Origin of the sequence: Achromobacter deleyi, from assembly GCF_902859705.1 — a bacterium.
Lineage (GTDB): Bacteria > Pseudomonadota > Gammaproteobacteria > Burkholderiales > Burkholderiaceae_B > Achromobacter > Achromobacter deleyi.
The window spans coordinates 102,554-115,602 of sequence record NZ_CADIJO010000016.1; the positions used below are offsets into that span (position 1 = coordinate 102,554).

The window sequence follows — 13,049 nt, forward strand, 5'->3', positions numbered from 1 at the left end:
ACAAGCTACCGCCGGCCCGTTTGATGCACTGCACAATTCACATTCTACGGGCCAAAAAAAACCTGTCAAGCAATATTGGTGCAACGCAACAACTATTTGCACTTTAACAGTGCACGCCCCTGCGCGCGTTTGATCGCGCGCAAGGATTTCCCATGATTCGGGAAATACCGGACATGACGGCGTATCAATTCTTTTCTACACTGCTTGCACGCTGATGACAGACAAACACAAACGATAAGTCAGCGATCAAAAACACATCGCAGCAAGCAAAACCCTGCAATCGGAGACTTCATGACCTTCATCCCCCGCACGCTTTCGGCCCTGCTCGCGGCCAGCGCCATGCTCGCGGCCGGCGCCGCCCACGCGGAATTCCCGGAACGCCCCATCAATATGGTGGTGCCTTTCGCCGCCGGCGGTCCGACGGACAACGTTGCGCGTTCGCTGGCAGAAGCCATGCGTCACTCCTTGGGCCAGACCGTCGTGGTCGAAAACAAGGGCGGTGCGGGCGGCACCATCGGCACGACACAAGTGGCGCGGGCCCAGCCGGACGGTTATTCCGTGCTGCTGATGCACGCCGGCTTCTCGACCGCGCCGTCCCTGTACAAGAATCCGGGGTACGACCCCTACAAGAGCTTCGAGCCTATCGGCCTGGTGGTCGATGTGCCCATGACCATCATTGCGCGTTCGGACTTCCCGCCCAACACCATCCAGGAACTGGCCGAGTACGTCAAAAAGAACAAGGACAAGGTTTCGCTCGCCAACGCCGGCATCGGCGCCGCCAGCCACCTGTGCGGCACCATGCTGGTCGAAGCCCTGGGCGTGCAACTCTTGACCATTCCCTACAAGGGCACGGCGCCGGCCATGAACGACCTGCTGGGCAAGCAGGTGGACCTGCTGTGCGACCAGACCACCAACACCACGCAGCAGATCGACAGCGGCAAGGTCAAGGCCTACGCCGTCACCAGCCTGCAGCGCGTGCCCACCCTGCCGAAGCTGCCGACCATGGACGAGTCCGGCTTCAAGGGCTTCGAAGTCGGTATCTGGCATGGCATGTGGGTGCCGAAGGGCACGCCCAAGCCGGTGGTGGACAAGCTCATCAAGAGCCTGCAGGCCGGCCTGGCCGACCCGAAATTCCAGGAACGCATGAAGCAGCTGGGCGCCACGGTCCTGACCGCCGACGCCAATCCCCAGGCGCTGGATGCCAAGGTGAAGCAGCAGGTGCCGCAGTGGGCCGAGCTGTTCAAGAAAGCTGGCGTCGAACAGCAATAACGCGGGCGCGCCTGCCGGACACGTCCGCCACGGCGGGCGTGTCCGGCAGGCGCCCCGTCCGGCTTGCGCCGGTAGTGAAAAAGCCCCTTGCGGGGCTTTTTTCATTCACGGGGCGCCAAGTGATCAGGACCGCATGGCTTCGGCCGCCAGTCCCAGCCCGTTGAAGCCACTGGAAACGGAAGGCTCGTAGCCCAGCGCTTCGGAAATGCTGGCGGCGGTATCCACCAGGGCCTTGATCCAATCGTCCTGCAGCCGCTCGGCGGGTGCCGAGATCGACAGGCCCGCCACCAGCTTGCCGGTATCGTCGAAGATGCCGGCGGCGATGCAGCGCACGCCCAGTTCGAGTTCTTCGTTGTCGCGCGCATAGCCGTGGCGCCGCACCAGCGCGAGTTCGCGTTCAAGGCGATCGAGATCGGTCAGGCTGTTGCGGGTGTGGCCGGCCAGACCCGTGCGCAGCGCGTAGGCACGCACCTGGCGGGTATCGCCGGTGGACAGGAACAGTTTGCCGGTGGACGTGAGATGCAGCGGTGCGCGTCCGCCGATGGCCCGCACCACCTGCATGCCGGAGCGCTCGCTCCAGGCGCGGTCGATATAGACGATTTCGTCGCCCTGCTGCACCGACAGGTTGATGGTCTGGCCGGTCAGCTTGTGCAGCGAACGCATGGCCGAAATGGCAGCCTCGCGCACATTGAGCCGACCCTTGACCAGAGAACCCAGTTCCAGCAGCCGCATGCCCAGTTGATACAGGCCGTTGTCCACCCTTTCGACGTAGCGGCCGACGACCAGGTCGTTCAGGATGCGGTGCGCGGTCGAGGCGTGCAGCCCCGTGGTCGCGGACAGTTCCTTGAGCGTGACGGGTTCGGGTTGCGCGGCCAGCGCGTCGAGCAGGCGCATGGCGCGCTCGATGACCTGGATGGCGATCGGATGGGACGACGCGCCATCGGCCTCGGCGTCCAGGGCATTGCGGGTGGTGGGAAGACGGGACATAGGAAGGGAAAGGGGCTCGTGCGGCGCCACCGAAAGAGACCAGTCTTGCGGCAACGCAGCAAACAGTTCTTTCCCGTATTGTGAAATTTGCGGGAAGATTTGGCAACCGCTTTTTTATCCATCAAAACGGGGACGCCCCCCGTTTTGATCGTATCCGGCTTCAGTTGGCAGGCGGCGCCAGCTTGCCGCCCAGGCGCAGCACTTCGCCCCGCAGGAACTCCAACGCCTCGGCGGCCGCCCCGGGTTCGCCCTTGACGCCCAGGTCGATATGCGGGGTGCCACCGGCTTCGCCGACGCTGGGCAGGCTGAAGGCGCGCACGCCCGGCCAGCGGGTTTCGACCGTTTGCATGGCCGGGGTGATGCGCGATTCGGGCATGCTGAACACCAGGAAGGAATGCTCGGCGTGCTGGCGCACATGCTGCAATGCACGATAGCGCGTATCGAGCGTCCATTCGAGCATCGGCCAGGCCATGACCGGAAACCCCGGCACGAACGTGTGGTCGCGGATGAAGAAGCCCGGGATACGGTTGTAGGGGTTGGGAACGATCTCGCAACCCTGCGGAAAGACGCCCATCTGCAGGCGCTGCTGATTTTCGGGGGCGCTCATGTCGGCCGTGCCCTGCCCCTTGGCCGCCATCTCGGCGGTGCGCAGGGCGATGGCCTGCTCGGCCTCGGGGTGCAGCGCCAGCGGCAGGTCCAGCGCCGCGGCCGCCGCCTGGCGGGTGTGGTCGTCGGGCGTGCCGCCGATGCCGCCGCACGAGAACACCACGTCGCCGGTGGCAAAGCTGCGGCGGTAGGCGGCCACCAGCGTATCGCGCTCGTCGGGCAGGAATTCCGCCCAGCTCAGTTGCATGCCACGCGCGGCGAGCAGTTCGACGACCTTGGAGAAATGCTTGTCCTGGCGGCGGCCCGACAGGATTTCGTCGCCGACGATGATGAGGCCGATGCGGCGGGAGGCAGATTCTGCAGCCATGTCCGGTTCCAGATTGAGGCGGTTGAATGAGGGAAAGGCAGGAGCGTCAGTCGACGTCGATCGTGCGTTCCTGGCGCAGGCGCTGCACGGCGTCCAGTCCGTAGTGCGCATAGACCAGCGCCGAAAACACCGGCAGGATGATCCAGGCGGGCGGCAGCAGGTTCAGAAGCGAGCAGATCAGGCCGATGACCCAGAAGCCGCCATTGTTGCGCTTGAGGATGATCTTGCGTTCGGCGGGACTGGCGTGTTCAACGATGGCGTCCAGGCGCATCATGCGCGAGAACGCAAAGGCCCACCAGAACACCGACAGCACCACGGCCATGGGCGGCACGAGCCACAGGGGCAAGGTGAGCAGCCAGCCGGCGGCGAACGCCGCCGACACCCAGACCGCGTTCCAGACGCTGACGGCAGTGGAAAACTTGCCCTGCCGCCCCAGGCCGGCGTATTCGCGCTGGCCGACATGGCGCAATACCAGCGGCATGACGAATACGGCCGCGATGGCCAGGCCCAGGATGCCGGACACCGGCAGCAGGATGGCGGCCGCGATCACCGGGATCAGGTAGATCTTGAGCGAAAACAGCCCCATCGCCACGAGCCATTCGTCGGTGCGGTTGACGAAGTCCCAGTGCGAAGCCTCGACACGCAACCAGTCGGTCAGGGGCGTCCAGAACAGCCAGAGCAAGAGGAAGGCGCCGACCAGCGCAATCAGGAAAGGCAGCAGCACCGCGAACAGCATCGACGGGTGGCATTGCGAAACCAGCGCGCGCTTGAAGGCTTGCGCCACGCTGCCCGCGGGCCCGGAAAAACGGCCGGCGCCGGGGGCTTGGGGATCAGTGCGCAAGGCGGTCATGGCATGGCAAATATAAGGTGGGCATCCCGGGTATGATAGTCAAACACGCTTGCCTTCGCTCGTATGACACTCCTGGTACCTGGTTCCGATCTGACCGCCCTGCGCGCCCAACTGGCGGCCTCGCCGCAGTCGTGGCTGATTGCCTGTTTCTGCGCCGCCTGGTGCGATACCTGCGGCGAATACCGGCCCAAGCTGCGCACGCTTTCCGGCACCCTGCGCCAGCATGTATTCGCCTGGATCGACATCGAAGACCATGCCGAATTGCTGGGCGAAGTCGACGTCGAAAATTTCCCTACCCTGATGGTCCAGATCCAGGGGCGCGTGGTGTTTTATGGCCCCATGCTGCCGCATATCGGCCACCTGGAGCGCCTGCTGGAAAGCCTGAACGAAGACAGCCCGGCAGTGACATCGGACCTGCCCGACCTGCCCCGGCTGCTCGCGGCCTGATTCATCAGCGAACGACCTGCAAACAAAAAGCGCCCGGCCAGGGCGCTTTCTCTTTGGGGCATCGGGCGCATACCGCATGCGCCCTGCTCACTTCACTTTCGGCTACCGCCCAGCAACACGGCGATCTGGCGCTTGGGCGCGGACGAATTGCCATTTTGGCGCGGGGCCTGCTCTTGTTCCGGGGCCGGCGCGGCCGAGGGTTCGTAGGGCTTGAGGAAGAAATCGTCCACCGGCTGGCGCGACGAATTGGAACCGTAGCCCCCACCCGAACGGCGGTCGGACGAACGGCCACGCTCGCGGCCGCCTTCGCGGCTCTCGCGACCCTCACCACGACCTTCACGCGAGGAAGAACCGCGCTCGCGATCTTCACCGCGGCCATGGCTGCGGGCCACCAGATCGGCCGGCACGTCCAGCGTGCCGCGCGGCACTTCGCGCTTGATCAGCTTTTCGATGTCGAGCAGGAAACGCTCTTCGTCGGGCGTGAACAGGGCAATGGCTTCGCCCGAGGCGCCCGCGCGGCCGGTACGGCCGATGCGGTGCACGTAGTCTTCGGCGTTGTACGGCAGGTCGTAGTTGATGACGCAAGGCACGCCGGCCACATCCAGGCCGCGAGCGGCCACGTCGGTGGCGACCAGGACTTCGAGTTCGCCGGCCTTGAAGGCTTCCAGCGCCTTCATGCGGTCGGCCTGGGTCTTGTCGCCGTGGATGGATTCGGCCTTGACGCCGTCGCGTTCGAGTTCGCGGGCCAGGCGCGCCGTGCCGATCTTGGTGTTCGAGAACACGATGACCTGCTTCAGGCCGCGCGACTTCACCAGGTGCACCACCGCGGCGCGCTTCTTGTCGCCCGCCATCTTGTAGGCGATCTGCGTGATGGTGGTGGCCGTGGCGTTGCGCGCCGCGACTTCGATTTCAACGGGGTGGTTCAGGTACGAACGGCCGAGCTTGCGGATTTCGTTGCTGAACGTGGCCGAGAACAACAGGCCTTGGCGCTGCGCGGGCAGCAGGCGGATGATGCGTTCCAGGTCGGGCAGGAAGCCCATGTCGAGCATGCGGTCGGCTTCGTCCAGCACCAGGATGCCGACCTGGCTGAGGTTCACATTCTTCTGTTCGACGTGATCGAGCAGGCGGCCCGGCGTGGCGACCAGCACTTCGCAACCGCGGCGCAGCGCTTCTTTTTGCGGACCGATGTCGACACCGCCGAACACCACGGCCGAGCGCAGGGGCGTCTGCTTGCTGTAGCGCTTGACGCTTTCGTAGACCTGGTCCGCCAATTCGCGCGTGGGCGTGAGGATCAGTGCGCGCACCGGGTGCCGCGCGGGCGAGGCGCTGGTGTTGGCCAGCGGCATCAGGCGATGCAGGATGGGCAACGTGAACGCGGCGGTCTTGCCGGTGCCGGTCTGGGCGGCGCCCATGACGTCGCGCCCTTCGACCACGACGGGAATGGCTTGCGCCTGGATCGGGGTGGGCGTGGTGTAGCCGGTTTCGGCGATGGATTGCAACAGCAGGGGATGCAGCCCGAAGTCGGAGAACGTGGGCGTAGGCGCGGGCGCTGCGGCGGTGGGTGCTGCGGATTGAGTGGATTCAGTCATCAGGGTTTGGCAGATACCGGGACCAGTGAAAAAGAACAAAACGAGAGTGCTGCGAGCACTGCACATGCATACGCATCAGGACAACCGGAACGCGCGCCACGCTCGCGCGGCCACGTGCAAACCACCCTGACGCGCGGGCGCGTCGCGGGCAATCTGCACCCTGCCTTGCAGGCCAGGTGGCGCATTCTGGTTTCGATACTTATGAGGGGCAGTACCAGGCCCGGATTGCTGTGGATAAGTTGATTTTAGCGCAGCCGGCCTACCACACGCGCAAGCGCGTGTCAGGAAGGCCCCGCGAATGCCCCGCCAGCCCGCCCAGGCAGCCCTGGCGCGCGTCACATGTGTCCAGCAGGTGGACACACCCTGTGCAATCGGCGGCCGTCAGCCCGCCAGCCAGCGCAGCCCCCACAGGACCACCATGCCGACGACGATGACCAGCACCGCGCTGCGGGTGCGCAGGAACACCAGGATGGCCACGATGCCGGCCACCAGCTTGTAGTCGAAAATCGGACCTAGCCCGGCCTTCCAGGGCAGCAGGTCCGGCACCACGATGGCGGTCAGCGCGGCGGCCGGCGCATAGCGCAGGGCCCGGCGCACACCGTCGGGCAAAGGAATGTAGTCGCCAAACAGCATGAAGCCGGCGCGCGTCAGCACGCTGCACAGCGCCAGCAGCAGAATGGCGGAATAGACGTAGATCTCGGACGGCCAGAGGGTCATGCGCGCGCCTTGAAGAAGCGTTCGGCCCACATGCCGGCCACGACGCCGGCAATGACCGCCGCCGCCAGACCCAGGCGCAGCGGCAGCACCTGGCCGGTCCAGGCAACCACGCCGGCCGCCAGCATCGAGACCAGCATGGGCTTGGAATTGGCCAGCGGCACCGTGATGGCCAACAGGGCCAGCACCGCCGCGAAGTCCAGCGACCAGCCGGCCGGCACCATGGTGCCCAGGTAGATGCCGACAATGGACGAAGACTGCCAGACGAGCCAGCCGGGGGCGATGGCGCCGATGAAATACCAGAGCTGCTCACGGGTGCCGCGCTCGGCCGCATCACCAAAACGGGGCATGAACAGCACGAAACCCATGTCCGTGGTGAAGTACCCCAACCCCAGACGCTTGGGCCAGGACAGGTGGCGGAAATAGGGTTGCAACGCCGCGCCGAAGATCAGGAAGCGCAGGTTCACCACGCAGCCCGCGGCGAAGATCAGCCAGAGCGGCGCGCCGGTGGCGATCAGGGGCAGGGACGTGAGCTGGGCCGAGCCGGCGTACAGCAGCAGGGTCATGGCCAGCGCCATGGACTCGGTGAGGCCGGACTTGACCATGGCCACGCCGGTCACCAGGCCCCAGGTCGCGGTGGCGATCAGGGCCGGCACGATGGCGTGCACCCCGGCCCGGAACGCGGCGACGCGCTCCTGGCGGACCACCCGCGGGTCTTCGGTTTCGGGAAACGCGGACTCAGAGGACAACGGCAGGCCCCTGGGTATTCGGACAGGACGACATGGGAACTCTATGGAAGGAAACTCACGACAACCTGCTCGCCCGCCGGGGCCGCGGCGGCCCGAAGGCACCACGCCGGTGCGCGAATAGGGGCCTATTGTAACCTCGCCGCTTGATACAATACGGCCCTCACATTGAGAGGGGAGCAGACCATGTCGATGGCTGACCGCGATGGCTTCATCTGGTATGACGGCAAACTCGTGCCCTGGCGCGACGCGACCACGCACGTCCTGACACACTCCCTGCACTACGGCCTGTCGGTCTTCGAAGGCGTGCGCGCCTACCATGCCGAGATCGGCACGGCGATCTTCCGCCTTGAAGACCACACCAACCGGCTCTTCAATTCGGCGCACATCTACCAGATCCCGATGCCCTTCGATCGCGACACGATCAACGAAGCCCAGCGGATGGTGGTGCGCGAAAACAAGCTCGAATCCGCCTACCTGCGTCCGCTGGTGTTCTACGGCCCCGAAAAAATGGGCGTGTCGCCCAAGGGTGCCAAGGTGCACGTGGCGATCGCCGCCTGGCCCTGGGGCGCCTACCTGGGCGAAGAAGCGCTGTCTCAGGGCATCCGGGTCAAGGTGTCGTCGTTCGCCCGCCAGCACGTCAACGTGACGATGCCGCGCGCCAAGGTGGCCACCACCTACGCCAACTCGATCCTCGCCAACACCGAAGCCCTGCAGGACGGCTACGACGAAGCCCTGCTGCTGGACACCGAAGGCTTCGTGGCCGAAGGCTCCGGCGAGAACCTGTTCATCGTCAAGGACGGCGTGCTCTGCGAGCCCGAGATCGCCTCGGCCCTGACCGGCATCACCCGCTCGACCATCCACGCGCTGGCCGCCGACTTCGGCTTGCGCATTGTTACCAAACGCCTGACCCGCGACGACGTCTACATTGCCGACGAAGCGTTCTTCACCGGCACCGCTGCCGAAGTCACGCCGATCCGCGAGGTCGACAACCGCCAGATCGGCTCGGGCCGGCGCGGTCCCATCACCGAGAAGCTCCAGAAAGCGTTTTTTGACATGGTGAATGGCCGCAACCCGAAGTACCATCACTGGCTGAGCAAAGTCTGATTCGCGCCGCCCTGCCCGCCAGGGCGGCATTACTGCCCCAACCTACCGATCACCGGTATTTTTATTCAGGAAATTCCATGACCGCTGCTGCCCCGGCCGCCGTCCCGCACCCCCACGAAGTCATCGAAGTCGGCGCCGAAGACCTGCCCGTCTTCTGTCCGGGTCCCAAGGCCCCGCTGTGGAGCATGCACCCGCGCGTCTTCCTGGACGTCGCTCGCAACGGCTCGGCGCGCTGTGCCTACTGTGGCGCGGAATACCGGCTCAAGCCCGGCACCGTGCTGCACGGCCACCACTGAGCCTTCGCCGCAACCGCCAAACCATTCCCGCCATCATGTTCGCCACGCCCGAAGAAGCAGAACACGCGTTCTACGAAGCCCTTGAGCAGGGGGACTCCGTCCGCCTGATGCAAGTGTGGGCGGACGACGAGGAAGTCGTCTGCATCCACCCGGGGGGCCTGCGCATCGTGGGTCACTCGGCGGTGCACGAGTCCTGGCAGCATGTGCTGGCCAATGGCCCCCTGCACATCCGCCCGCTGCGCCCGCTGGTCATGCTGAGCATGATGTGCGCGGTGCACGTGCTGGTCGAGCAGGTCGCCGTGCGCACGCGGGAAGGCACGCAGTTCGCCAACTGCTACGCCACCAACATCTACCACAAGGGTCCCACCGGATGGCGCATGGTCATGCACCATGCCTCGTCGGCGCCCACGGAAGCCGGGGTGCTCGATTTGCACGACGTACCCGACATGCTGCACTGAGGCGGGTGGATTTGTTGGCTGCTGCTCGTTTCGATTCAACGCCCTGCCCTGTTCCCTCCTGGCTGCCCGGAGGCGATGCCCAGACGGTCTACGCCGCGCTGTTCGCGCAGTACCACCGTATTGCCTTCGTGCGCGACCGCGTTGAAACGCCCGACACCGATTTCGTCGATTTCGACTGGACCGGCCCCGGCCTGTTCCCGCACAAGGCCGCCGATGGCGCGCCGGTCAGCGGCCAGTTGCCCGTGGCCAACGGCAAGACCGCCGCTGCCCGCTGGATGACCGACGCCGACTGGAAATCCCTGCCGCAAACGGCCGACACCCCGGCCCTGCTGCTGTTCCACGGTTTGGAAGGCGGCAGCAACAGCCGCTACGCGCAGTCCATCGCGCATCACTTTCGCGCACGCGGCTGGATTGTCGTCATCGCGCACTTTCGCGGCTGCTCCGGCGTGCCCAACCGGCTGGCGCGGGCCTATTACTCCGGCGACTCCGCCGAAGTCGGCTTCCTGCTCAAGACGGTGCGCGACCGCATTCCGCACGCGCGCTGGCACGCCGTGGGCGTGTCGCTGGGCGGCAATGCGCTGCTGAAATACCTGGGTGAGCACCACGAAGACACCGCCTGGCTGACCGCCTGCGCGGGGGTTTCGGTGCCGCTGGATCTGGTGGCCTGCGGCAAGACGCTGTCCACCGGGTTCTTCAACCGCAAGGTGTACACGGGCCATTTCCTCAAGACGCTCAAGCACAAGGTGCTGGAAAAGGCCCACCGCTACCCTGGCGCCATCGACGTCATGCGCATTGCCCATGCGCGCGACCTGCGTGATTTCGATGACGCCTACACCGCGCCGATGCACGGGTTCCGCAATGCACTGGATTATTGGACGCGCGCGTCCAGCAAGCCGTGGCTGCCGCAGATTTCCGTGCCGACGCTGGTGCTCAATGCGCTGAACGATCCGTTCATTCCGGCCAGCGCCCTGCCCAAGCCGGACGAATGCTCGTCCAGCATCCTGCTGCACCAGCCCACCGATGGCGGCCATGCCGGCTTTCCGACGGGCGCGTTCCCCGCGCACCTGGGCTGGCTGCCGCAGCGGCTGGGCCGCTTCTTCGAGACCGGGCTGTAAGGCCACAGGCGCTGGCGCCATGCCGGCGCCGTGCGCCCCGATCAACCCGACTTGAAACGTTCCAGCAGCTGGCGTTCTTCAGCCAGCTTGTCTTTCACTTCCTTGATCTGCACGTCGATCTGCGACTGCTCGTAGAAGTCGGTCGACATGCCGCGCGCCTGCTGCAGCTGCGACTCGGCCGCAGCGAACGCGCCGGTCATGACGTAGTAGCGGGCCAGGTCGCGGCGCGCCTGCACCGGCTTGCCGGTGCGCTCTTCGCTTTGCGCCAGCATCTGATAGAGGCTGGGTTCGTCAGACCCCCACTGCTTGATCTTGGCGCGCAGGTACTCCTGCGCCTCGGCATGGCGGCCATTGCTTTGCAAAGCCGTGGCATAAGCCAGCCCCAGCGCCCGCTGCTCGGGCCAGCGCCGGATGGCGGCCTGGGCCAGGTCCTGGGCGCGCCGGTAATCCTTGCGGGCCAGGGCGATGTCGACGGCCAGCTTGGCCATCTGGGGCGAATCGCGGCCATCGGCCGAGGCCTGTCCCAGGAAGCGCTCGGCGTCGTCCAGACTGTTGCGCTGGAAGGCCTGCAACGACAGCCCGTAGTAGGCGGCCGAGCGGCGCACGCCGGACAGGGCCTGGGCCTCGTCCTGCAATTGCTGGGTCGCCGAGCGCAGGCTGACCGCGTCGCGCCCCTGTACAACGCGCATCTTGGCGCGCACGTACCAGAAGTCGTCGCTGTCGACATGGCGCGACGGCGGCAGCGAGCGCACGCGGTTCTGCACATCGGACATACGCTCGATGGACAGCGGGTGGGTGCTGGCCCACGAGCCGCCGCCCGCGCCTTCGTTCAGTCGCGAGGCGTTCATCAGGCGCGAGAACATCTGCGCCATGCCCTGGGCATCGAAGCCGGCCTTGGTCAGCATGGTGAAGCCCGCCCGGTCGGCCTCGCGTTCGGCATCGCGTGAAAAACCCAGCTGGCGGTTGATGGCCGCAGCCTGGCCGAAGGCGGCCACGCCCATGGCCAGGTTGCCCCCGCCGCCAGCCAGCGCGGCCAGCAGCGCGCCGGCCAGGCTGGCCAGCATGACCATGCTGTTCTGGTTCTGCTGCGTCATGCCGCGGGCGATGTGCCGCTGCACCACGTGGCCGATTTCGTGCGCCAGCACCGCCGCCAGTTCGGACTCGCTGCCCGAAGACACGATCAGCCCGGTATTGACGCCGATGAAGCCGCCCGGCATGGCGAACGCGTTGATCTCGGGATCGCGCACGCCGAACATTTCGACGTCGGGCACCGCCCCCGGCGAAAAGGACGCCAGCTTGCGCCCCATGCTGGTGAGGTACTGACTGAGTTCGGGGTCGTCGATGTAGGTGGGATCGCGCCGGCCTTGCGACATGATGGCTTCGCCCAGGCTGCGCTCGAGCATGGGCGATAGATCCGCGGCGGACGCGGCGCCCATGGTGGGCAGGCCCACGGGCTGGGCCCAGGCGGCCACCGGCAAGGTGGGCGCGACCAGGGCGAGGCAGATTCCAGCGATCGCGCCCCGTTGCGCAATCGAGCAAATGGATGGCATTTTCCTGCGGTTCATAAGCCTATGATAGCGATGCGCTTAAAATGTTTCATCGTTACCCCCTAAGAGGTTTCAATGCGTCCCGTCCGTAAAGCCGTTTTCCCCGTCGCCGGCATGGGCACGCGTTTCCTGCCCGCCACCAAGGCGATGCCCAAGGAAATGCTGCCCGTGGTCGACAAGCCGCTGATTCAATACGCCGTCGAAGAAGCCGTGGCTGCGGGCATTACAGACCTTATCTTCGTCACCGGGCGCAACAAACGCGCCATCGAAGACCATTTCGATTCCGCCCCCGAGCTCGAGTCCGACCTCGAAAGCAAAGGCAAGCACGAGCTTCTGGCCATGGTGCGGGGCATTCTACCTGCCCACGTCAATTGCCTCTATATCCGTCAATCAGCGCCACTGGGTCTGGGCCACGCCGTGCTGTCAGCCGCTCCCGCTGTCGGCGACGAGCCCTTCGCCGTGCTGCTGGCCGACGACCTGATCGATGCCGATACTCCCGCACTCAAACAACTGGTGGACGTCGCCATCGCCCAGAACGCCAGCGTGCTGGGCGTTCAGGACGTGCCGCGAATAGACACTCGCAAATACGGTATTGTCGCCACCAAGGAAAGCGACACGCGCGCCGACGGCCGCACCGAGCGTGTGACCCACATCGTGGAAAAGCCCGACCCCGAGGCCGCGCCCTCGACGTTGGCGGTGGTGGGCCGCTACGTACTCGAAGCCGCCATCTTCGACCACCTGCGCTCGACCAAGATGGGCGCCGGCAACGAAATCCAGCTGACCGACGGCATCGCCTCGATGATGCGCGAACGCGCCGTGTATGCGCACCGCTACGAAGGCACGCGCTACGACTGCGGCAACAAAGCGGGCATGTTCCAGGCCACGGTGGCGCTGGGCCGCAAGTACCACGGCCTGCTGACGGATTGATCCGGCTGCCGCGGCAAGCGCCGC

The 13,049-nt window shown here is 65.8% G+C and carries 14 protein-coding genes; 7 read left to right on the plus strand and 7 right to left on the minus strand.

Going from position 1 to position 13,049, the window contains the following annotated elements; translation table 11 throughout:
• Nucleotides 1–291 precede the first annotated feature (291 nt).
• Nucleotides 292–1,269, plus strand: a complete 978-nt coding sequence (locus tag HV798_RS21615) for a tripartite tricarboxylate transporter substrate binding protein BugD (protein WP_175190831.1) — start codon at nt 292–294, stop codon at nt 1,267–1,269.
• 123 nt (nt 1,270–1,392) lie between these two features.
• Here HV798_RS21615 and HV798_RS21620 read toward each other — a convergent pair whose 3' ends face one another.
• The 3 genes from HV798_RS21620 to HV798_RS21630 form a co-directional block, all read right to left on the minus strand.
• A complete protein-coding gene (locus HV798_RS21620) occupies nt 1,393–2,256 on the minus strand; it encodes an IclR family transcriptional regulator (RefSeq protein ID WP_175190830.1) in 864 nt (287 codons plus the stop codon).
• 160 nt (nt 2,257–2,416) lie between these two features.
• Complete coding sequence (locus tag HV798_RS21625; protein ID WP_025136842.1) at nt 2,417–3,229, minus strand: competence/damage-inducible protein A; 813 nt, start codon at nt 3,227–3,229, stop codon at nt 2,417–2,419.
• Nucleotides 3,230–3,275: 46 nt separating this feature from the next.
• On the minus strand, nt 3,276–4,079 hold the full coding sequence (locus HV798_RS21630; protein WP_175190829.1) for an EI24 domain-containing protein: 804 nt from the start codon (nt 4,077–4,079) through the stop codon (nt 3,276–3,278).
• Between the two features lie 63 nt (nt 4,080–4,142).
• Between HV798_RS21630 and HV798_RS21635 the strand changes: the two genes are divergently transcribed.
• Nucleotides 4,143–4,526 (plus strand): thioredoxin family protein, encoded by a 384-nt coding sequence (locus tag HV798_RS21635; protein ID WP_025136840.1) that lies wholly within the window; start codon nt 4,143–4,145, stop codon nt 4,524–4,526.
• A 92-nt stretch (nt 4,527–4,618) separates the two neighbouring features.
• On the opposite strand, the gene HV798_RS21640 is transcribed toward HV798_RS21635, so the two are convergent.
• The 3 genes from HV798_RS21640 to HV798_RS21650 all read right to left on the minus strand — a co-directional run bounded on the left by HV798_RS21640 (nt 4,619) and on the right by HV798_RS21650 (nt 7,578).
• A complete protein-coding gene (locus HV798_RS21640; RefSeq protein WP_175190828.1) occupies nt 4,619–6,115 on the minus strand; it encodes a DEAD/DEAH box helicase in 1,497 nt (498 codons plus the stop codon).
• A gap of 381 nt (nt 6,116–6,496) precedes the next feature.
• Nucleotides 6,497–6,832, minus strand: coding sequence for an AzlD domain-containing protein (locus HV798_RS21645; RefSeq protein ID WP_025136838.1), 336 nt, complete (start codon nt 6,830–6,832; stop codon nt 6,497–6,499).
• The gene (locus HV798_RS21650; RefSeq protein WP_025136837.1) at nt 6,829–7,578 is read right to left on the minus strand and encodes an AzlC family ABC transporter permease; all 750 of its coding nucleotides are present in this window, start codon (nt 7,576–7,578) and stop codon (nt 6,829–6,831) included. The genes HV798_RS21645 and HV798_RS21650 overlap by 4 nt, the downstream gene beginning before the upstream one ends.
• A 183-nt stretch (nt 7,579–7,761) precedes the next feature.
• On the opposite strand from HV798_RS21650, the gene HV798_RS21655 reads away from it, so the two are divergent.
• The 4 genes from HV798_RS21655 to HV798_RS21670 all read left to right on the plus strand — a co-directional run bounded on the left by HV798_RS21655 (nt 7,762) and on the right by HV798_RS21670 (nt 10,551).
• Entirely contained in the window at nt 7,762–8,682 is a 921-nt protein-coding gene (locus HV798_RS21655) for a branched-chain amino acid transaminase (RefSeq protein WP_025136836.1), read from the plus strand.
• A gap of 77 nt (nt 8,683–8,759) precedes the next feature.
• A complete protein-coding gene (locus HV798_RS21660; protein WP_175190827.1) occupies nt 8,760–8,978 on the plus strand; it encodes a zinc-finger domain-containing protein in 219 nt (72 codons plus the stop codon).
• Between the two features lie 35 nt (nt 8,979–9,013).
• Nucleotides 9,014–9,436 (plus strand): YybH family protein, encoded by a 423-nt coding sequence (locus HV798_RS21665; RefSeq protein ID WP_175190826.1) that lies wholly within the window; start codon nt 9,014–9,016, stop codon nt 9,434–9,436.
• Nucleotides 9,437–9,450: 14 nt separating this feature from the next.
• Entirely contained in the window at nt 9,451–10,551 is a 1,101-nt protein-coding gene (locus HV798_RS21670) for a YheT family hydrolase (protein ID WP_025136833.1), read from the plus strand.
• A 41-nt stretch (nt 10,552–10,592) separates the two neighbouring features.
• Here the strand turns inward: HV798_RS21670 and HV798_RS21675 are convergent, their stop codons facing one another.
• A complete protein-coding gene (locus tag HV798_RS21675) occupies nt 10,593–12,116 on the minus strand; it encodes a M48 family metalloprotease (RefSeq protein WP_175190825.1) in 1,524 nt (507 codons plus the stop codon).
• A 57-nt stretch (nt 12,117–12,173) separates the two neighbouring features.
• On the opposite strand from HV798_RS21675, the gene galU reads away from it, so the two are divergent.
• Nucleotides 12,174–13,025, plus strand: a complete 852-nt coding sequence (gene galU, locus HV798_RS21680) for a UTP--glucose-1-phosphate uridylyltransferase GalU (protein WP_175190824.1) — start codon at nt 12,174–12,176, stop codon at nt 13,023–13,025.
• The last annotated feature ends 24 nt before the right edge of the window (nt 13,026–13,049 follow it).

Excerpts from the sequence above, each read along its gene's own strand:
- HV798_RS21615 (WP_175190831.1), top strand. The coding sequence starts at position 292 with ATGACCTTCATCCCCCGCACGCTTTCGGCCCTGCTCGCGGCCAGCGCC.
- HV798_RS21620 (WP_175190830.1), bottom strand. The coding sequence starts at position 2,256 with ATGTCCCGTCTTCCCACCACCCGCAATGCCCTGGACGCCGAGGCCGAT.
- HV798_RS21625 (WP_025136842.1), bottom strand. The coding sequence starts at position 3,229 with ATGGCTGCAGAATCTGCCTCCCGCCGCATCGGCCTCATCATCGTCGGC.
- HV798_RS21630 (WP_175190829.1), bottom strand. The coding sequence starts at position 4,079 with ATGACCGCCTTGCGCACTGATCCCCAAGCCCCCGGCGCCGGCCGTTTT.
- HV798_RS21635 (WP_025136840.1), top strand. The coding sequence starts at position 4,143 with ATGACACTCCTGGTACCTGGTTCCGATCTGACCGCCCTGCGCGCCCAA.
- HV798_RS21640 (WP_175190828.1), bottom strand. The coding sequence starts at position 6,115 with ATGACTGAATCCACTCAATCCGCAGCACCCACCGCCGCAGCGCCCGCG.
- HV798_RS21645 (WP_025136838.1), bottom strand. The coding sequence starts at position 6,832 with ATGACCCTCTGGCCGTCCGAGATCTACGTCTATTCCGCCATTCTGCTG.
- HV798_RS21655 (WP_025136836.1), top strand. The coding sequence starts at position 7,762 with ATGTCGATGGCTGACCGCGATGGCTTCATCTGGTATGACGGCAAACTC.
- HV798_RS21660 (WP_175190827.1), top strand. The coding sequence starts at position 8,760 with ATGACCGCTGCTGCCCCGGCCGCCGTCCCGCACCCCCACGAAGTCATC.
- HV798_RS21665 (WP_175190826.1), top strand. The coding sequence starts at position 9,014 with ATGTTCGCCACGCCCGAAGAAGCAGAACACGCGTTCTACGAAGCCCTT.
- HV798_RS21675 (WP_175190825.1), bottom strand. The coding sequence starts at position 12,116 with ATGAACCGCAGGAAAATGCCATCCATTTGCTCGATTGCGCAACGGGGC.
- galU (WP_175190824.1), top strand. The coding sequence starts at position 12,174 with ATGCGTCCCGTCCGTAAAGCCGTTTTCCCCGTCGCCGGCATGGGCACG.